The organism is Oikeobacillus pervagus (assembly GCF_030813365.1).
Classification (GTDB): domain Bacteria; phylum Bacillota; class Bacilli; order Bacillales; family DSM-23947; genus Oikeobacillus; species Oikeobacillus pervagus.
In genome coordinates this window covers 13,018-32,717 of record NZ_JAUSUC010000018.1, presented here as the reverse complement: position 1 = coordinate 32,717, position 19,700 = coordinate 13,018, and the positions used below count along the sequence as shown (strand labels likewise).

Annotated in this window: 16 protein-coding genes and 1 pseudogene; 12 read left to right on the top strand and 5 right to left on the bottom strand. The window is 36.3% G+C overall.

Features of this window, described 5'->3' with window-relative positions:
* Positions 1-453: 453 nt before the first annotated feature.
* From J2S13_RS08635 to J2S13_RS08615, 5 genes are all read left to right on the top strand, one after another.
* A complete protein-coding gene (locus J2S13_RS08635; protein WP_307257333.1) occupies positions 454-1,638 on the top strand; it encodes a ParM/StbA family protein in 1,185 nt (394 codons plus the stop codon).
* A gap of 11 nt (positions 1,639-1,649) precedes the next feature.
* Positions 1,650-2,234 (top strand): hypothetical protein, encoded by a 585-nt coding sequence (locus J2S13_RS08630; RefSeq protein WP_307257332.1) that lies wholly within the window; start codon positions 1,650-1,652, stop codon positions 2,232-2,234.
* Positions 2,235-2,324: 90 nt separating this feature from the next.
* Positions 2,325-3,014, top strand: coding sequence for a phosphoribosylaminoimidazolesuccinocarboxamide synthase (locus tag J2S13_RS08625; RefSeq protein ID WP_307257331.1), 690 nt, complete (start codon positions 2,325-2,327; stop codon positions 3,012-3,014).
* A 771-nt stretch (positions 3,015-3,785) separates the two neighbouring features.
* Positions 3,786-4,574, top strand: a complete 789-nt coding sequence (locus J2S13_RS08620; protein ID WP_307257330.1) for a 3-hydroxybutyrate dehydrogenase — start codon at positions 3,786-3,788, stop codon at positions 4,572-4,574.
* A 186-nt stretch (positions 4,575-4,760) separates the two neighbouring features.
* Positions 4,761-6,419, top strand: a complete 1,659-nt coding sequence (locus J2S13_RS08615) for a glutamine--tRNA ligase/YqeY domain fusion protein (protein WP_307257329.1) — start codon at positions 4,761-4,763, stop codon at positions 6,417-6,419.
* A 144-nt stretch (positions 6,420-6,563) separates the two neighbouring features.
* On the opposite strand, the gene J2S13_RS08610 is transcribed toward J2S13_RS08615, so the two are convergent.
* Positions 6,564-7,298, bottom strand: coding sequence for a class I SAM-dependent methyltransferase (locus tag J2S13_RS08610; RefSeq protein WP_307257328.1), 735 nt, complete (start codon positions 7,296-7,298; stop codon positions 6,564-6,566).
* A 69-nt stretch (positions 7,299-7,367) separates the two neighbouring features.
* Here J2S13_RS08610 and J2S13_RS08605 point away from each other — a divergent pair.
* Positions 7,368-7,498 (top strand): annotated as a pseudogene (locus tag J2S13_RS08605) (pyridine nucleotide-disulfide oxidoreductase); the annotation flags it as partial.
* A 105-nt stretch (positions 7,499-7,603) separates the two neighbouring features.
* Positions 7,604-8,764, top strand: a complete 1,161-nt coding sequence (trpB, locus tag J2S13_RS08600; RefSeq protein ID WP_307257327.1) for a tryptophan synthase subunit beta — start codon at positions 7,604-7,606, stop codon at positions 8,762-8,764.
* A 112-nt stretch (positions 8,765-8,876) separates the two neighbouring features.
* Here trpB and J2S13_RS08595 read toward each other — a convergent pair whose 3' ends face one another.
* Complete coding sequence (locus tag J2S13_RS08595; RefSeq protein ID WP_307257326.1) at positions 8,877-11,021, bottom strand: YhgE/Pip domain-containing protein; 2,145 nt, start codon at positions 11,019-11,021, stop codon at positions 8,877-8,879.
* Between the two features lie 183 nt (positions 11,022-11,204).
* Here J2S13_RS08595 and ltaS point away from each other — a divergent pair, with 183 nt between their 5' ends.
* A complete protein-coding gene (gene ltaS, locus J2S13_RS08590) occupies positions 11,205-13,133 on the top strand; it encodes a lipoteichoic acid synthase (protein WP_307257325.1) in 1,929 nt (642 codons plus the stop codon).
* 393 nt (positions 13,134-13,526) lie between these two features.
* On the opposite strand, the gene scpC is transcribed toward ltaS, so the two are convergent.
* The gene (gene scpC / locus J2S13_RS08585; RefSeq protein WP_307257324.1) at positions 13,527-15,050 is read right to left on the bottom strand and encodes a succinyl-CoA:acetate CoA-transferase ScpC; all 1,524 of its coding nucleotides are present in this window, start codon (positions 15,048-15,050) and stop codon (positions 13,527-13,529) included.
* Between the two features lie 372 nt (positions 15,051-15,422).
* Complete coding sequence (locus J2S13_RS08580) at positions 15,423-16,073, bottom strand: LytTR family DNA-binding domain-containing protein (RefSeq protein ID WP_307257323.1); 651 nt, start codon at positions 16,071-16,073, stop codon at positions 15,423-15,425.
* Positions 16,074-16,244: 171 nt separating this feature from the next.
* On the opposite strand from J2S13_RS08580, the gene ybaK reads away from it, so the two are divergent.
* The 3 genes from ybaK to J2S13_RS08565 all read left to right on the top strand — a co-directional run bounded on the left by ybaK (position 16,245) and on the right by J2S13_RS08565 (position 18,493).
* Complete coding sequence (gene ybaK / locus J2S13_RS08575) at positions 16,245-16,739, top strand: Cys-tRNA(Pro) deacylase (protein ID WP_307257322.1); 495 nt, start codon at positions 16,245-16,247, stop codon at positions 16,737-16,739.
* A 225-nt stretch (positions 16,740-16,964) separates the two neighbouring features.
* Positions 16,965-17,249: a hypothetical protein gene (locus J2S13_RS08570; protein ID WP_307257321.1), complete on the top strand. Its 285-nt coding sequence runs from the start codon at positions 16,965-16,967 to the stop codon at positions 17,247-17,249.
* A 152-nt stretch (positions 17,250-17,401) separates the two neighbouring features.
* A complete protein-coding gene (locus J2S13_RS08565; RefSeq protein WP_307257320.1) occupies positions 17,402-18,493 on the top strand; it encodes a PRK06851 family protein in 1,092 nt (363 codons plus the stop codon).
* A 74-nt stretch (positions 18,494-18,567) separates the two neighbouring features.
* Here J2S13_RS08565 and J2S13_RS08560 read toward each other — a convergent pair whose 3' ends face one another.
* Positions 18,568-19,383, bottom strand: a complete 816-nt coding sequence (locus J2S13_RS08560) for an alpha/beta fold hydrolase (protein ID WP_307257319.1) — start codon at positions 19,381-19,383, stop codon at positions 18,568-18,570.
* Between the two features lie 181 nt (positions 19,384-19,564).
* Here J2S13_RS08560 and J2S13_RS08555 point away from each other — a divergent pair, with 181 nt between their 5' ends.
* Complete coding sequence (locus tag J2S13_RS08555; protein WP_307257318.1) at positions 19,565-19,696, top strand: hypothetical protein; 132 nt, start codon at positions 19,565-19,567, stop codon at positions 19,694-19,696.
* The last annotated feature ends 4 nt before the right edge of the window (positions 19,697-19,700 follow it).

The window sequence follows — 19,700 nt, the reverse complement described above, 5'->3', positions numbered from 1 at the left end:
ATAAAGTGAAACTCCCTATTAGATATCCTACTTGAACCGATTAGTTATTGCCTTCCATCCTAAAATCCCCCGCTGTCTTCCATATCTAGAATCGTTATAAACGGTTCAAATGCCGCAGTTTAACAAATGTGAAACAGGAAAATTCTCAGGCAAATGAATTTGAATTGAATAGGAGAATATAAGGAAAACAACGAAGTAAACAATTTTGTATACTTGTATACAAAAAGTAAACAAAATGTATACAAAAATGTTTACGTGTATACAAAGTTGTACGCATGTTGATTTAAAAGGATGTGTACAATTTTGTGCACATGTATTCAATAGTGTACACTTGTTTACAAGAATGAATACAACTATTGGACGATTGACGGTTATGGTGGTTTTTTATACCCTTAAGGTAATGGCTTTTGTTGCCAGGTGAAAATAACTTATTCAGGGAAAGGGTGGATGTTGTTGAATAATTCAAGAATTGCTGCCATTGATGTAGGAAATGATTCAGTAAAGGCTTTATTTGGAAAATTAGATTATGAGTTATACATACCAAATGTCATCGCAAGAGATATAGAAGATCGTCCTGTAATTGGCATAGAGGAATTGGATGAGAAAGACCCGCTAGAAGGAATTCATATCCGTGTACACTCCCCTGCACTGAAAGATAATAATGTTATATATAGAGTGGGTGATCTTGCGACAAAGAGTGATAACCCTTCAGAGTTAGATCCCGGAAGTACAAAGTCAGAAGAAGATCAGACATTAATTATGCTTTTCGCCTCCCTAGCGTTAGATGCTGCAAGAGAGGAAAATGCTCAGCATTTCAAAAAGTCAGGAAATGTGATAGATGCTAGCTATACCCTTGGGACAGGTTTACCACTTCGTGAAGTAAAAGAAGGAAAAGATGTAGGATATCGCTCACAATTACTGGGATCTGTTCACCAAGTGGAATTCTTAGTAACCCCAAAATATCAAGGGATGAAGGTGAATCTAAAATTTGACGAAGTGAAAGTTTATCCTGAAGGGTTTGCTGCTTATATCAACTTAGTAATGGATAATCAATTAAATATTATTAACAAAGACTTAATTGATAAAAGAATTTTAATTCAAGATATCGGTGGTTTATCAACCGATATAGCCGTGATCAAAAATAGAAAAGTAGATGATGATAAGGCGCAAGGTTTTAACCTTGGGGTATCAGAGTCATTAGAAGCGATTCGCGAAGAAATTAGAAAAAAACATGGAGTAGAATTAGATAGTCGTAGAGATGTAGTTGAAATTATTACGAAGAAAAACGATCGTAACCATATTATGGTAAAGGGAAGTCGTACAAGCGTTCACGATATTACAGACCGCATCCTTCTCGAATTAGCGAAAAAACAATATCGTCATTTGCGAAATGTTTGGCAAAAAAATTCCCAAACAGAAATATGCTATTTTGTAGGTGGCGGTTCTATTGTATTAAAAGAATATCTTAAAACAATAAATAATAAACTAGATGGTTATAATATTGACTTTTTTGAAGATGAAAAAGAGAGTATTTGGATGATGGCAAATGCCTATTATAAATTGATTTCCGATTTCATTAGAAAACAAAATAAATCAGCGAAAAGGGAAGCAGAGAAGAAAGTCATTCAAAAATCTTAAGGTGAATATTCATGAAAAGAAACATGTCAGCAGGGATTAAACGAGGGCAGGCGATTACTTTTCGCCTCCCTTCCGATACCCCTGATCATATTATAAGACAGCTCCAGCATTTAAAAGAGACAGAAAAGAGAAATTTCTCAAGTAAAATAGCGCAGTTTGTGCTGGAAGGTGTTGGCCAGTCTCTTACTCGCGAGCGTGAGACGATTACCATTCCATTGCCAAAGCCATTAAGCAAAGAACAGCGGAATTGGCTTAAGCATGCTCATTCAGAGGCGCTTTTGGGGAATATTATTTATCAACTATTACGAGACCCTATAAGAGCAACGACTGTTTTGGCCTCACTTAATAGCAATGCTCTTGATATCGATGAAGCGCTTTACTTACAAGAGGAAAATATAACCCCTATTGATAAGAATGAAACAGATTTGTTGAAGGAAAAAGAAGTTGAGATTAAAGCAGATCATGATTTTGAAGATGAATTAATGAACTTGGATTGGGAAGAAATCAGAGAAGAGCAAGCCTCCTCTATAGAAGTAGAGAACCTAGAAGAAGAGGAAGATTTATTAGATGATTTCCTATCACAAATGAACAAATAGATGTATAATACTGGTGCTAAAATTTCGCTTTATTTAGATGTTTATTACATGATATTATAGACTTAACCTTACGTAGAGAGGACAGGACGAATGAATCTAATTTATACAGGTAAAACAAAAAATGTGTATGAGCTTGAAGATGGGAATTACTTACTTAAATTCAAAGATGATGTAACAGGGGAAAATGGTGTATTTGACCCAGGTGCGAACACGGTTGGATTAACAATGGAAGGTGCAGGTCAAGCTGGTCTTCGATTAACAAAGTTTTTCTTTGAGGCATTAAAAGAAAAAGGAATCCCAACACATTATATTGATGCGAATATTGAGGAAGCGACCATGACGGTAAAACCGGCAACTGTATTTGGAAAAGGTCTTGAAGTCATTTGCCGTTATCGAGCAGTGGGAAGCTTTTTGCGTCGCTATGGCCTATATGCAGAAGAAGGACAAGCATTGGATGCATTTGTTGAAGTAACCTTGAAAGATGATGACCGTCAAGATCCACCAATTAGTGAGGATGCCCTTGATATGTTAGGTATTCTTTCTAAAGATGAATATCAAGTGTTAAAAGACTTAACAAAACAGATTGGAAATGTCGTAAAAGAAGAACTAGCGAAAAAAGACATCGAGCTATACGATATTAAATTTGAATTTGGACGTACTGGAGAGAACAAACAAATCGTTCTTATCGATGAAATCTCTGGTGGAAATATGAGAGCTTATAAAAATGGTGAATATATTGAACCATTAAAACTAGAAAAATTAATGCTTGAATCTAAATAATAATGAAAAGGACCTGACTGAAATCCAGAAGGTCCTTTTTCGTTTTTTAAGAAGTAGAAAGCTCCGAAACCCATACGCCAGACCTACTGCGCTTCCGCATTTGTTTTTTACAAGCAGGTTTCAGGTTCAAAGTCAATTGTTTGCCAATTGCTTAAATTGCCCTATTTGAACATCCGTGTCGTTTATTAATGTAGCAAACTAAATTAAATAATCATTCCCATCTGTTCCTAAGAAAAAGATATTTTTAATAGGTTCCCGTATTTGTGGAGGATATATTTTTTGAATCATTTTGCACCATTCCCCATATTTGATGGCTACTACGCTTTCTCCATCATGATTCCAACCATGGTAAGCTGCACATAGAAAGTCTTCCCCAGTCCATTGCAGAGATGGTGTTTCCAGTTGAATTTAATAAAGTATACTAATGGTTAGGCTTATATTAAAATACATCAATTTAAATAAGCAGGGGATTTGAATAAAAAGGCAGAAATGATAATAAATAAAAAATATAGCTTTTAGCTCAAAAAACTTCGGGAAATATGCATAAATCTTGGGAAATACGCAAATATCCGGAGTATTAGCGCAAATCTCATCAGAAGCAGCGCAATAATCTTTGGGAAATAATCAAAAACAAGTGGGAAATAGGCAAAAGATAGTGGGCACTTAAATTGAACAGATGATGTACGACAAAATTCTACATTGGTGACAAGGATTCAAGTTCAACATGGACTTGCGAAAACAGTCTGAATTAAAATGGGAGGGAGATCACAAATGAAACCGGCATTATTAGATGGAAAAGTGGCAATGATTACAGGAGCAGCGGGAGGAATTGGGTTTGAACTTGCACGCACATTCGCAAGTGAGGGGGCAAAGGTGATCATTTCTGATTTGCGCCAAGAGATGAGTGAGCAAGCTGCGAAGCAACTGCAAAATGAAGGGTTTCAAGCGTTTGCAGTTGCCTGTGATGTGACAGATGAGGAACAGATTATCCAAAGCATTCAGACGACATGTGAAAAATGGGGATCCTTACATATTTTAGTCAACAATGCAGGGCTCCAATATGTATCTATGATAGAGGAATTTCCAACGGAGAAATTTGAACTTTTGTTGAAGGTGATGTTGACTGCTCCATTTATGGCGATAAAACATGCATTCCCAATTATGAAAAAACAAGGATATGGGCGAATTCTGAATATGGCTTCTATTAATGGGTTAATTGGTTTCGCAGGAAAAGCTGCTTATAATAGTGCCAAGCATGGAATCATCGGTTTAACAAAAGTGGCAGCACTAGAAGGAGCGGAAAATGGAATTACCGTCAATGCTCTATGCCCTGGCTATGTGGATACACCACTAGTTCGTAATCAATTGCAAGATTTAGCGAAAACGAGAAATGTTCCATTAGAAAAGGTGTTAGAAGAAGTGATTTACCCTTTAGTCCCACAGAAACGGCTATTATCTGTTCAAGAAATTGCCGATTATGCTACTTTTTTAGTTAGTGAAAAATCAAAGGGGATCACAGGTCAAGCAGCTGTTCTAGATGGGGGCTATACGGTCCAATAAAGGCCTTTTTCAAAAAATAAGTGAGCCATGTGCTTTTTTCATGGCTCTATTTTCTTTTCCCTTTCACAATCGAATAAAAAAGCGTTAAAATGAGAGGATACATAGATATTTATAATTGGTTATGATATAACTACAGTAAATTAGTATCTAATGGAATTTTGCTGGCGAAAGAAAGGTTGGGATGTAATGGATAATAAAGAGGCTTCATCAAACTTTATTAAAAATATAATCAACGAAGATTTAAGTTCTGGAAAGGTTCAGGAGATCGTTACACGTTTTCCTCCTGAGCCAAACGGTTATTTACATATTGGGCATGCAAAGTCAATCGTCATTAACTTTGGACTAGCTGATGATTTCAAAGGAAAAACAAATTTGCGTTTTGATGATACAAATCCTCTTAAAGAAGATGTGGAATATGTTGACTCCATTAAAGAAGATGTTAGCTGGCTTGGTTTTGAGTGGGAGGGGTTACATTATGCCTCCAATTATTTTGAGGAAATGTATGACCGTGCTGTGCTTCTCATTAAAAAAGGTTTAGCTTATGTAGAGGATCTCTCAGCGGATGAAATTAGAGAGTATCGTGGCACATTAACGGAACCAGGCAAGGAAAGCCCCTCTAGAAACCGCAGTATTGAAGAAAACCTTGATTTATTTGAACGGATGAAACACGGGGAATTTAAAGACGGTGAAAAGGTTTTACGTGCAAAAATTGATATGTCTTCTCCTAATATTAATATGAGGGATCCTGTTTTATATCGGATTGCCCATGCAACTCATCATAATACAGGAGATAAATGGTGTATTTACCCTATGTACGCATTTGCCCATCCTATTGAAGACGCTATTGAAGGGGTGACACATTCCCTTTGTACGACAGAATTTGAAGATCAACGGCCACTATATAATTGGGTTGTAGAGAAATGTGAAATGGAAGCAAAACCACAGCAAATAGAGTTCGCACGATTGAACTTAACGAATACGGTCATGAGTAAACGTAAATTAAAACAACTAGTGGATGAAAATTATGTCGATGGATGGGATGATCCACGATTACCGACCATCTCTGGCTTAAGGAGAAGAGGATTTACTCCAGAATCGATTGTGGCTTTTTGTCAAGAAATCGGCGTGTCAAAAGGAAACAGCATCGTTGATGTACAAATGCTTGAGCATTTTATCCGTGAAGATTTAAAATTAAAAGCACCTCGAACGATGGCTATTTTGCGACCTTTGAAAGTAGTGATTACAAACTATCCAGAAGGCCAAGTAGAAATGTTGGATGCGGAAAATAACCCAGAAAATCCGGAAATGGGTATACGCCAAATCCCATTTTCAAGAGAAATTTATATTGAACAAGAGGATTTCATGGAAAATCCTCCAAAGAAATATTTCCGACTATTCCCGGGAAATGAAGTTCGATTAAAGCATGCCTATTTCATTAAATGTGAAGAAGTCATAAAAGATGAAGAAGGGAATGTCGTTGAGCTTCATTGCACATATGATCCGGAAACGAAAAGTGGCACAGGCTTCACAGGACGTAAAGTGAAGGGAACGATTCATTGGGTCGATGCTTCACAAGCAAAACGAGCAGAGTTTCGTTTATATGATTCCTTGATATTAGATGATGAAGAACAGGAAGGAAAGTCCTTCTTGGAGAATGTAAATCCTCATTCACTAGAAATTCTCAATGGTTTTGTGGAACCAAATATGGAGGATGCGAAGGCTAACGATAAATTTCAATTTTTCCGACATGGATATTTCAATGTCGATCCAAAACATACAACAGAGGATCATCTTGTCTTCAATCGAATCGTTTCATTGAAAAGTTCCTTTAAGTTAAAAAAATAAAGAGAAGCACCAAGTTAGCGTGAATTGCTATCTTGGTGTTTTTTTATAGTTCATCGCTGGCAAGGGATCTTGCAGTGTTTCCTTTATCTCAGTCAAAGACTCAAAATCCGTACGCAGACCTGAGGGGCTTGCGCTTTTGAATGTCTAGACGTTCTTCATCGAACGATATATCCGGTATCCTAACTTTTCGCCTAATAGATGATTCAATGTTTGATGTTGGTTTAAAATTTCATCTGCTTTTGGGTGTATATAGGTGGAAGGTTGATATTCGGGTAGTTCCTCGTGATTTAATGAGACTTTTTCCATTTGTGCCGATACTGAACTGGAAAAAAGGGTGTCAGTTGATGAAAACTGAGCAGATTGAAAAGATTGTGTCCACTCCTCTTCGGATAGCACCTTTTGGATTCCATATACTTCCTGTACCCGTTTTTGTTCATCTACACTTAAATTTTGTTCTTTCGTCATATCAATCGTAATTAAAACCCCTTTTTGTTTCAGTACGCGAAAGTATTCTTTTAAAGAAATAGGGATATTTGTAAAGGCTGTAACGGATTCTGCGATCACTTTGTCGAAGGTTTGGTCAGGAAATGGGATTTTCTCAACAGATCCTTGAACAAGGTGGATGGATAGCTTTTCTCTTTTGAATCTTTCCTTTGCTTTTTTGATCATTATTGGGTGGAGATCCAAAGCGATTACATGGCAGTTGTAGTTCTTGGCTATATAGGACGCTGTTTGACCTGTCCCACAACCTGCATCTAACACTCTTGTTTCCCTTTTAAATGCTTCATTTTCTAATATCTCCTTCGTCATTTTTAGTCCACCAGGATGGGCACCACCAATTCCGTACATGGCTAAAGCATCATGATAATTCAGTTCCATATCTCTCGCCTCTCCCTATTTTATATGATGATGTATCTTATGATTTCAATTGGATAAGAGCTACCCACAAAAACTAAAATGACTAATGTGGAATATATTTGGACCACAGGTGATGTGATGGCTCATTCAGAACAAGTAACGATTGCGATGGGGAAGGTTCACAGGCTACGATTTGGATTCATAAAAGTTTAAGGGGATGAAGCTTTCTCCAAAAGGGGAACAAAGGTTGACGAGGACTAGTTAATGATAATAGAATATAAATTATAAATATTCAGAACAGGTACGATAGAGAGGAGAAAGTTAAGATGAGCGAAGTGAAGATAGCTGAGGGTTATTTTGGACAATTTGGTGGAAGTTTTGTGCCACCAGAACTGAAACTAGTATTAGATGAATTAGCAAAACAATTTCATCAATATAAGGATGATCCTGAATTTAATGAGGAATTTAAATTTTATTTACGGGAGTATGTGGGTCGGGAAAACCCATTAACATATGCTAAACAATTAACGGAAAATCTTGGAGGAGCTAAAATTTACTTGAAACGGGAAGATCTGAATCATACAGGCTCCCATAAAATCAATAATGTAATCGGTCAAATTTTGCTAGCAAAGCGGATGGGTGCTAAGCGAGTGATTGCCGAAACTGGAGCGGGACAACATGGAGTAGCAACAGCAACTGCTTGTGCCATGTTTGGAATGGAATGTGTTATTTATATGGGGGAAGAAGATACGCGCAGGCAGGCACTTAATGTCTTCCGAATGGAGCTTCTTGGTGCAAAGGTAGTTGCCGTTTCAAAAGGTCAAGGACGATTAAAGGATGCAGTTGATGAAGCATTAAATGATTTAGTTCAAAATTATGAGAATACATTTTATTTGCTCGGGTCTGCCGTTGGACCACATCCTTATCCATCGATGGTGAAACATTTCCACTCTATTATAAGTGAAGAATCGAAAAGACAAATTCTTGAAAAAGAAGGCCGTTTACCTGATGCCGTCATTGCATGTGTCGGTGGCGGAAGCAATGCGATTGGTTCCTTTGCCCATTATATAGATGAACCTTCTGTACGATTAATTGGAGTAGAACCAGATCAAGCCGCTACTTTAACAAATGGTGTTCCTGCTGTACTACATGGATTTAAATGCTTAGTGTTAGTTGACGAAGAGGGAAATCCAATGCCAACTTACTCCATTGCAGCAGGATTAGATTATCCAGGTGTAGGACCTGAGCATAGTTATTTAAAAGAATCTGGAAGAGCGGAATACTATGCAGTTACAAATGAGGAAGTATTGGAAGCATTTCAAGTGCTATCTAAAACAGAAGGTATCATCCCAGCACTGGAAAGCTCACATGCTGTTGCTTATGCATTGAAATTAGCTCCAACTATGGCTAAAGATCAAATTATCATCGTGAATATTTCTGGACGTGGAGATAAAGATGTGGAGCAAGTATTTCAGATGTTGAAGTAAAAGGGCCAGGCAGCCATTAACGGTTGCCTGACCTTTTTCTTCGTCTTTTCCCTCCGATAAGTCAAAGACTACGAAATCCGTACGCCGATGATCAAGGCGCTTCCGCTTTTGTTTAATGGATTAACTCACTTTCTTTTGCCTTTTTGATTAATTTGGCTGCGGTACGATTGATTGGGTTTTTTAAGGCTAGTCCTAAAAGAAGGGCAAGGGCTGTAAAGATGATTAGGTAGAATACATCTTTATGGACAATATCCCATAGAATTCCCCCGACAGCTTCCCGCATCATGCTAATTGCATACGTAAAGGGCAAATACGGGTTAATTGCTTGGAAAAAAGCCGGAGTGACTTGAATGGGGAAGGTACCGCCAGACCCAGCTAATTGAAGGACGAGAAATACGATCGCAAGTGCTTTCCCAACATTTCCAAAAACAGAGACAAATGTGTAAACAATAATCATAAACACGGCACTAATGAAGAGTCCAAAAAGGACAAACCAAAGGCGGTCGACAACGTATGCTTTTAAAAGATAAATATCCCCAACTGTCACAATGAGAGATTGAATAAGCGCAATCGTCAAAAAGGTCAGAAGTCGCCCCAAATAGATTTGATAACTTTTGAATTCTCCTTCTTTTCCGTGTACTTCCACCGTTAATAGTGAAATAAGCAAAAGAGCCCCAACCCAAAGTGCAAGGGTAGTGAAAAAGGGGGACATGGCTGATCCGTAATTTGGGATAGGAAAAAATTTATGCTCTTTCAAGATGACAGGTTCGGCAAAAAAATTACTTTCCTTTTGTACATCATTTTTTAGAAGTTCAATAATTTGGCCAATATCAGCCTCATCTTCAAATTGTCGAATATCGTTGGCGATTTGGGTAATTTTCTTTTCTAAATAGGGAAGTCGGGTCTGAATGGCTTTGATTTCCCCTTTTCCCATTTGCACTCCTTTAGCCGCATCCTCAAGGATTTTCTCCACATGTGGGATCGCTTGGTTGGCTTCATTTAAAATGACAGTCGCTTTGTTTAAAGAGGTTTTGGCATGTTGAATGCTTTGATTGATTTTAGGCTTAATATTGGAATCAAATCGATTCACCATATTGGTTGAGATCGTTGCAAGGCTATAAGCTGTATCATTGAAATCACAAATTAGCTGATCTACAGTGACGTCGTGGCTGAGCACTTTATCATGGATATTCTTTGCAGTATGATCTAATGTCAGCAAATGATGTCTTACTTGATTAAGTTGATTTATTTCATTTTCAAATATTTTTTTAGATGAAAAATCTTGTAATCGCGTTAATACGCTGATTAATCCTTCTGTGATCTGTCTATTCGTTTCTAATCGTTGATGAAATTGAGTGAAGTCTTTAGATGATTGACCTATATCAGAAAAGTTAATGGAACCGATGAATTGGCGTCCTGAATGAGCCATTTCCTGTAAGGCAAGAAAGTCCTGTTTAATCGCAGGCGATAATTCATCATATATTTTTTCGCTTTTTGCCATAAAGTCATTTAAATCATTGGAATATCGTTGTCCCTCTTTTACCATTTTTGTGACAGTCGGAAATGCGACTTGCGATTTTTTAACGATTTTTTCCGCCTCATTTATGTCATCTAGAGAGACATTCAATATTCTTTTAATTTCTGGAAAAGATCGCTCTAGTTGAAAAATATAATTTTTAACGGTCTCAATTGTAGGCAATTCTTTTTCTAATTCGATCCCTAATTCATTAAAAATTTTAAAAATCGTTCCATTTGCAGTTTTAATAAAATTGGAACTTACTGCTTCAATGATTCCGGATGCACCTTTAGAAGAGATCTTCGGAGCAATGGCATTAATTTTCTCATTGACATGATAAACAATTTCTGCTTTAGTAGGTTCATCAGTAACGACTGTCGCAATTTTTTTGGAAAAATCTTTCGGAATCGTAATGCTTGCATAATAATCGCCATGTTGGACACCGTGAAGGGCGTTGTCTTCAGAAACAAATGTCCATCCTAGTTTTTTATTACTTTTAAGCGAATCAACAATCTGATCTCCAATATTAATTTGTTGATCGAGAATCGTTGCACCTTCATCTAAATTACTAACGGCAATCGCAACCCCTTCTGTATTTCCATAAGGGTCCCATGAAGCTTTTATGTTAAACCATGCATATAAAGAGGGTAAAATAGCAAGTCCAGAGATAATAACGAGCGCTACCCAATTTGTTACGATTCTTTTTATATCTTGACTGTAAATAGAAAAAATCGGTATCATAGACATTCCCCTAAGTATTTTCTACTTAGTATGGGTCAGGTAGTTCGGAAAAATGCTATGGAGATCTTTCCATTAATATGAAACTATCCAAAAAATAACTGCATTTCAAAACAAATGCCTTTTCAATCTATCAAAAAATGTTTTATAATATCTGTTGTAGCTTTTCGAAGGAGATGAGTAAGTTTGAATAGATTGCTAAACAGAGGGTTCCTTAATAAAAAACTCTCCTTTTTCTTTTTAGCTGTCATTTTGTTTTGGATCAAAACGTATGTAGCCTATAATGTGGAGTTTAGCTTAGGAATCACCAATGGGATGCAAAAGTTTTTGCTTTTTATTAATCCGATAAGTTCAGCGCTATTCTTTTTTTCATTTGCCTTAATTTTTAGTGGGCGAGCACGAAATAGAGCGCTTATTATCATTAACTTCTTGCTCTCATTTGTGTTGTATGCAAATGTTGTTTATTATAGATTCTTCAATGATTTTATTACAGTGCCAGTATTGATGCAGGCGAAGACAAACGGGAATTTAGGCGGTAGTGCACTTGCCTTAATGAGTCCCCTTGATCTTTTATACTTTACAGATACAATCATTCTATTATTATTGGTTGTTTTGAAAAAAGTGAATCTTCACCCAAAACTTGGATTTAAACCACTATTTGGTATGTTTATGTCAGCGATCCTTGTGTTTCTACTGAACTTAGGATTTGCTGAAGCCGATCGTCCACAATTGTTAACACGGACATTTGATCGTAACTATCTTGTGAAATATCTTGGAATGTACAATTATCAAATTTATGATGTGGTACAAAATGCAAGATCATCTGCACAGAGAGCTATGGCAAGCAGTGATGATATTGTTGAAGTAGAAAACTATGTAAAGGCAAATTACGCTAAGCCAAATCCGCAATATTTTGGAACAGCTAAAGGGAAAAATGTCATTTATATTTCATTGGAGTCGCTGCAAAACTTTGTGATTAATTATAAAATTAATGGTCAAGAAGTTACGCCATTTTTAAATTCATTAGTAAACGATCCGAATACATTTTATTTTGATAATTTTTTCCACCAAACAGGTCAAGGTAAAACATCGGATGCTGAATTTACGATGGATAATTCATTATTTCCGCTACCACAGGGATCTGTATTTACAAATAAATCACAAAACACTTATCAGGCAAATCCAGCTATTTTGAAAGGACATGGATACACGTCTGCGTCCCTTCATGGGAACTATAAATCGTTCTGGAATCGTGAAGAAATGTATAAAGCTTTTGGATTTGATCATTTCTATGATGCCACCTATTATAATATGGAAGATAAAGATGTTTTAAACTATGGATTAAAGGACAAACCGTTTTTTGACCAATCCATTCCTTTATTAAAAGGATTAAATCAACCATTTTATGCAAAAATGATTACTTTATCCAACCACTTCCCATTCCCACTTGATGAAGGGGATACAGAGTTTCCTGCAGGGGATTTTGGAGATAAAGTAGTCAACCAGTACTTCCAAACAGCGCATTATATGGATGAGGCATTAAAACAATTCTTTCATGACTTGAAACAATCAGGCTTATATAAAGATACGGTAATCGTCATGTATGGAGATCACTATGGTATTTCTGAGAACCACAATGAAGCCATGTCTAAAGTAATGGGAAAAGAGATTACACCATTTGAAAATGCACAATTACAACGTGTACCATTATTTATTCATACACCGGGTATTAAGGGTGGAACGATTCATAAATATGGTGGCGATGTAGATGTTCGTCCAACCATTCTACATTTACTGGGTGTGGATACGAAGAATTATATAGAATTTGGATCTGATTTATTATCTGATCAGCATAGAGAGATTGTACCATTCCGTAATGGTGATTTCGTTACTCCAGAATTCACTGAAGTAAAAGGAAAATGTTATAGAACAAACACAGGGGAAGTCGTAACGGACGATAGTTGTAATGCTATTAGCGATGATGTAAAGCAACAACTAGATCTATCTGACAAAGTCGTCTACGGTGATTTACTCCGATTCCATAAACCTGAAGGATTCAAACCGGTAAAAAGAGAAGAACTAAATTATACGAAAGACGCAACTAGCGAAGAATAAGTAAGAATAGGGGCTATCTCACTTGAAGCAAAGGATTCAAGCTTCAAGTGAGATAACCCCTTCTTTATATTCTCATAAAAGCGAAGCACAAAGAAACTGTGCAAAAAAGTGGAGAACAAGCGCAAATAATTACGGGAAATAGTCAAATACATGGAGAAATAATCATACCCTCAGATAACGAGTGCAAATCCTCCTAAAAGCAGTGGGAAATGATCAAAAGACATGGAAATTGCCCAAAATTACATGGTTGTCGTCTTCGAAAGAAAAATGAGCATATACAAATTAACGGTATATGATTCCTATGGGGGTCAGATTATAAATAGAATCGAAAATGGAGTTGACCCCCCTAATGGTCAACTCCATCTTTATACTTTGGAAACAATATCTAAAAAATTATATTGTGACTGTTTCTTTTTCTTTTTGAAGCATTGTACCTGTTGAGGCATAATTTGTATGCCATGATAGAGCTTTTTCTAATACATGAGGTGTTTGTCCCCCGCGCATTAAGGCTTCTTCAAAGTAGTCAGTTAATTGTTCTTTATATAATGGATGTGCACAGTTTTCAATGATGACTCTTGCACGTTCTCTAGGTGCTAATCCACGTAAATCAGCATATCCTTGTTCTGTTACAATGATATCTACATCATGTTCTGTATGATCGATATGTGATGCAAATGGGACAATACTTGAGATTTTCCCGTCTTTTGCAAGTGATTTTGTTACGAAAATAGCTGTGCGACAATTTCGGGCAAAATCTCCAGATCCACCAATACCATTCATCATTTTCGTTCCTGATACATGTGTAGAGTTTACGTTTCCGTATATGTCAACTTCTAATGCTGTATTAATAGAAATTAATCCTAAACGGCGAATAACTTCCGGTAAGTTTGAGATTTCTTGTGGACGTAACACAATTTTATCTTTATACTTTTCTATATTTGGATAAACGTGGTCCATTTTTTCTTTAGATAAAGTCATGGAACATCCTGAAGCAAATCGAACTTTTCCACTATCTATTAAATCAAATACGGCATCTTGTAACACTTCGGAATACACTTCTAGATCTTCAAATTCTGATTCTAACAGACCGTGTAGAACCGCATTTGCAACCGAACCAACACCTGATTGAAGTGGGGCTAATTTATTCGTTAAACGACCAGCTTTAATTTCTTCACGAAGGAAATTAATTAAATGATTTGCCATAATAGCTGTTTCTTCATCCGGTGGAACAATAGTTGAAGGAGAATCTGGGAAATTCGTGATCACAATCCCTTTTAGTTTGTCTTTATCTAAACGTATTCCAATTTCACCAATGCGTTGGTCTACACTTGTTAAAGGCACTGGTTGTCTTTCTCCTTGTTTACCAAGTTCATAAATATCATGCATATTTTCCAAACCAGCTGGTTGAGATAAATTTAGTTCAACGATGACAGCCTTTGCTTTATCAACAAAGATTGAGGAGTTACCTACGGAAGTAGTTGGGATAATATATCCATCCTCTGTGATAGCTGTTGCTTCTACAATCGCATAGTCGATAGGATTGTGAACATCTCCACGAACCCATTCTGCAACATGTGATAAATGTTGATCAATGAAGTTAATTTCTCCTACATTGATTTTCTTTCTCATAGTGGGATCAGCTTGGAAAGGTAAACGTTTATTAACAATTCCAGCCTCTGCCATCTTTTTATCTATATCGAACCCTAAGGATGCTCCTGTAAATACATTCACTTTAAAGCTTTCATTTTTAGAGCGGTCTACTAATGCCATTGGAACTGCTTTAGCATCACCTGCACGTGTGAATCCACTTAAACCTAAAGTCATTCCATCTTGAATCCAAGAGGCCGCTTCTTCTGCTGTCACAATACGATCTAATAAGCTATTATCTCGTAAACGCTCAGCGATTTCTTTCTTCATTTTTAATCCCCCTATCCCTTTTGAAATATTCTATCAATTTTTAGCCGGTTTAACATTCGTTTTTGTATGAAAAGCCTTAAATATGCTCTAAGCCAGAAATTTAGTAACATGAATAAGAATATTTTGATCACTCGCTTATGATAAAGTGAAACTTCATTCAGTGGGGGTTTTCTTCATCCCCCACTAAAATGTTAGTTGAACTTATCGGACCTTCAGGGGCAGTGATCCTCCACCTATCTTCTTTGTTTCCAAATCATTTTGAGGTGGAGGTTTTACTGCCCGTTAAGGCGGGATAAAAATGTCTCTTCTTACTTTTTGTTAAAAAACAAAAAAGCAACCAGTAAAAAAATGGTTGCTTCAATGGGCCTTTTATTAATAATAAAGTGCTTTTCTAAAAAAACTGGAGTAAGTTTGACTTACAGGAATTCTCATATCATTTTTCATAATTAATAAAAAAGTGGAATGTGAATCAGGTTGAATCTCTCGAATATAATTCACATTCACGATATAGGATCGGTGTACGCGAATAAACAAATGATTTGGTAAAATAATTTCAAGTTCACTTAAATTTAATTTATGGTATCCATTTCCCCTTGTAGCCTGTACCTTCGTTTTTCGACTTTCTGCTTCCAAGTACAAAATATCTTCGTAAAGAATAGGATACCAACGATCTTGAGCTCTAATGGTTATGAAATTAGTTGCAATCGGGGATGGCTTTGCTGGTAAAATAGTAGTAACAGCTCCGGCAGGGCGTTCATCTTCAAAAACGGGGACGCTCATACCGAAATAAGGAACCCCATATATATCACTATCAACGTATTCTGTCACCTTTTGGCGATTAGAAAGTGCTTTGAAAGTAGCTGAACCCTCTTTAATATGATCGCCAGGCTGAATTTTTAAATCGACAATTTTACTTGGTTTGTAATAAATGTATTTATCTGGATCAGAAACAGCAATGGAAGTATTATTAGGAAAAAAACCCTTGATCACTTCCATAATAGATGAAACAGTAAACGTATCCAACGTTTTCCACCTCTTAATACAGGTAATTTGTACAGATTTTATTATATCAACGAAAGGCCCTTCACTCAACGAGAATTAATAAAAAAACCATGCAATATGAAGGGATTTTTCCATAAGCTTATGTTATGACATAATGGGGATAATTATGAAAAAAAACAGGGGGAATAACCGATGGCTAAAGGGAAAACAAATGCCATGCGTCTACTTGATGGAAAGAAAATATCGTATCGTATGATTCAGTATGATGTAGAGGATGGGAAAATTGACGGAATTTCTGTTGCGAAAAAGGTCAATCAAAATCCCGAAATGGTATTTAAAACATTAGTAACTAGTGGAACAAGCAAAAATTTATTTGTTTTTGTCATTCCTGTACAAGATGAACTGGATTTGAAAAAAGCGGCAAAAGCAGCTGGTGAAAAGAAGCTGGATTTAATTGCTGTGAAGGATATTCAAAAATATACAGGCTATATTCGAGGTGGCTGTTCGCCTATCGGGATGAAAAAGTTATATCCGACCTTTATTGATCGTCAAGCTGAACAACTTGAAATAATTACAATAAGTGGCGGAAAGATTGGGACCCAGATAGAAATGAAAGTAAGTGATTTACAAATGATGACGAATGGAAAACTATATGATGTAGTGAAATCAGATCGTGGATTGGATTAAAGGAAGGATACAGTAAAATATTTCATATTTTTTACAAGGAATATGCATAAATTCCAATAAGTGATCAATAATAACATCCTAGAAAAGCTTTTGAACAATGTATGACAAGTATATTAACGTTCCGTGTATATTTTTTTAAGAGATTGTGAAAAGCAACTATTTTCTACGGAAATTTATTACAATATACTTGCAAACACCATTATGAAAAAAGGACGTGTTAGTAAGATGGTTGTTGAAAACTTATTGGAAACAAAAAATTATTTTGTTGGTGAGACGAAAGACAATTACTTAGTCATTTATGAGAAGCTTCAATGCAGTGACGCTGTATTTAATGGAAACCAATTTGAAGAGTATGAAGGGGAAACAGCAGAGTATGTAAAAGTACTTGAAGACCCTGGTGCGGAATGTAGCTTGAAAAGTATTAAAAGCTATGCGGTCGGTAAAGATTTCCCTTGTTTAGAAGAAATTTTAGCAAGTATCAAAGAATCTCACCAAGAAATTTTTAAATAAAATACATTCGAACCTGTTGGGTATCCCAAAATGAAACTAAAAAATTGGGGATACCCTTTTCTCATGATCTAGATGTTCACCTAATCGAAATCATATGCATATAATAAGTAGAAAGCGTCGTGAAACGTTAGTGAACAGGAGGATGTGTTATTTTGACAAAAAACATACTTCATTATTTTGCAGGTGGGAATACAGCGCACGGGTTTCACAATTTGTTCGAGTCGAATTTACAAGGGCTGGATCGTCTCTTTATATTAAAAGGGGGGCCGGGAACAGGGAAGTCGACATTAATGAAAAAAGTAGCGACAAAGTGGAGTGAAAAGGGCTTTCATATTGAAATGGTACATTGTTCATCTGATCCTGATTCGCTCGATGCTGTTGTGATTAAAGAATTAAAGGTAGGTATTGTCGATGGAACATCTCCTCATGTAGTTGAACCGAAGGCGCCGGGAGCAATTGAAGAGTATGTAAATCTAGGGGTAGCATGGGATTCGAAACAATTGTCAGAACAAAAGGAACTTATTTTAACACTGACACACCAAATCAGCACCTCCTTTCAAAACGCCTATAATACATTTGAAAAAGCATTAATCGTGCACGATCAATGGGAGAAGATTTACATTGGAAATATGGATTTTACAAAGGCAAATCAATTAACAGAAAAATTAATGAAGAAGCTATTCGATAACCGTAAAGTGGATCGCAAGGCCGATATCAAACATCGCTTTTTAGGTGCTGCAACTCCAAAAGGAGCGGTTGATTTTCTCCCGAATATTACAGAAGGATTAACAAAGCGGTATTTTATTAAAGGGAGAGCGGGTTCTGGAAAGTCCACTATGTTGAAAAAAATTGCTGCTATGGGGGAGGAAAAAGGATTCGATTTAGAAATGTATCACTGTGGATTTGACCCACATAGTATTGACATGGTAGTCGTACGAGAATTAGGATTCGCTATTTTTGACAGTACAGCCCCACATGAATATTTCCCAGAAAAAGAAACAGATGAAATGATCGATATGTATGCACAAACAATCGTTCCTGGAACAGATGAAAAATACGCTGATGAGATTCAAATAGTGTCTTCCAAATATAAATCCTATATGAAAGAAGGAACAGCTTATTTAGCAAAAGCCAAAAGTGTTCATGACGAGTTGGAAGCCATTTATATGAAAGCGATGGACTTTTCAATCATCGAACAAATTCGTAAAGATATTGAGGATAAGATTGCAGAATTAGAACATTAAGTTCTGAATGGTTAATAAGCAAGGAAAGGGAATGTCCCATTATTGCTTGGTTCTTTGCTTTCGGGACATTCTCATTATTGGTTCCAAAGAAAATCTCCTATTAGTTGATCGACCTCTTGGCTTTCATGTAGACCGCTATGATGAATGGCTAGATCCTCAATCACTACTTCTTTATATTTCTTTTTTGGAGCAAGTTTCTTTAAGGCTAATGCGCTTCTTACAGAAACGACTTGATCCCCTTTTCCGGCTATAGAAAGTACATGAATGGAAGAAGGAAGCTTTTGTTGATGAATCGCTTTAAGAGCTTTTGATTGTGGTCTTAAATCACGAACGGATGCACCGCTATTTACTTTATAATAAGATTCTCGTGAAATTCCTAGAAAAGGACTTCCAATGGTCACAAATTTTTCCACTTTGGGGTAATGTTTATTTTTATAGGTTTGAATATATTGTGTTGAAACAATTCCACCCATTGAATGGCCTACGATATTCACTTTATTGATCCCGTAATGCTCCTTTAATGTTCGCATTATTTTTGAAAGCCATAAGCTTGTATCTTTAAAAGTTGCACGATTATTTTCAAATACGACCTGAATGAAAAGACGATCCCCATCTTTAGGGAACTCCCCAGTGATCATAACCTTTCCTTTTTTAGTGACTTTGCAAATTAACCCCCTTTTTCCCCATTTATATTGGTTCTCAAATCGATCTAATAAGGAATTGAAGGAATTAAAAGTCCCTTTATATCCATGAACAAATACGGTTGGTGTTTCATCTATTGGATAATTCTGTGAACGTACTAGATCGTTTTTATAGAGTAAGTGATAACAATAATAAATAAGCCCAGCCATCATGAGCAAAACCAACGATTTTTTAATCCAAAACGTCATATTAAGTTCCCCCTACATTAAAAATAATAAAGAAAGATGAGGAATAATAGAAGGATTATTTCGATTTTAAAGGGAATTTCTATAGATAAGATAATATTTTTCCCTAATTCATGGTGTTATTTATTTTCCCCATTTGTCGTTCATTTTAGTTTTGGTAAATATCTCGTAAGGAGGAGATTTATTGAGGGAACTTGTCGGAAATTGTGATCATTGTCATAAGGAAATTTATTGTTTAGATGGGTTTTTGAACGGAGTTAAAGAAAATGGAAAATTACTTTGTTTTGAATGTGATGAGAAGGAGCATTCTGAATAAGTAG

What these genes read in the sequence shown, in the direction of transcription:
- J2S13_RS08630 (WP_307257332.1), top strand. Translation starts at nt 1,650, where the DNA reads ATGAAAAGAAACATGTCAGCAGGGATTAAACGAGGGCAGGCGATTACT.
- J2S13_RS08625 (WP_307257331.1), top strand. Translation starts at nt 2,325, where the DNA reads ATGAATCTAATTTATACAGGTAAAACAAAAAATGTGTATGAGCTTGAA.
- J2S13_RS08620 (WP_307257330.1), top strand. Translation starts at nt 3,786, where the DNA reads ATGAAACCGGCATTATTAGATGGAAAAGTGGCAATGATTACAGGAGCA.
- J2S13_RS08615 (WP_307257329.1), top strand. Translation starts at nt 4,761, where the DNA reads ATGGATAATAAAGAGGCTTCATCAAACTTTATTAAAAATATAATCAAC.
- J2S13_RS08610 (WP_307257328.1), bottom strand. Translation starts at nt 7,298, where the DNA reads ATGGAACTGAATTATCATGATGCTTTAGCCATGTACGGAATTGGTGGT.
- trpB (WP_307257327.1), top strand. Translation starts at nt 7,604, where the DNA reads ATGAGCGAAGTGAAGATAGCTGAGGGTTATTTTGGACAATTTGGTGGA.
- J2S13_RS08595 (WP_307257326.1), bottom strand. Translation starts at nt 11,021, where the DNA reads ATGATACCGATTTTTTCTATTTACAGTCAAGATATAAAAAGAATCGTA.
- scpC (WP_307257324.1), bottom strand. Translation starts at nt 15,050, where the DNA reads ATGAAGAAAGAAATCGCTGAGCGTTTACGAGATAATAGCTTATTAGAT.
- ybaK (WP_307257322.1), top strand. Translation starts at nt 16,245, where the DNA reads ATGGCTAAAGGGAAAACAAATGCCATGCGTCTACTTGATGGAAAGAAA.
- J2S13_RS08570 (WP_307257321.1), top strand. Translation starts at nt 16,965, where the DNA reads ATGGTTGTTGAAAACTTATTGGAAACAAAAAATTATTTTGTTGGTGAG.
- J2S13_RS08560 (WP_307257319.1), bottom strand. Translation starts at nt 19,383, where the DNA reads ATGACGTTTTGGATTAAAAAATCGTTGGTTTTGCTCATGATGGCTGGG.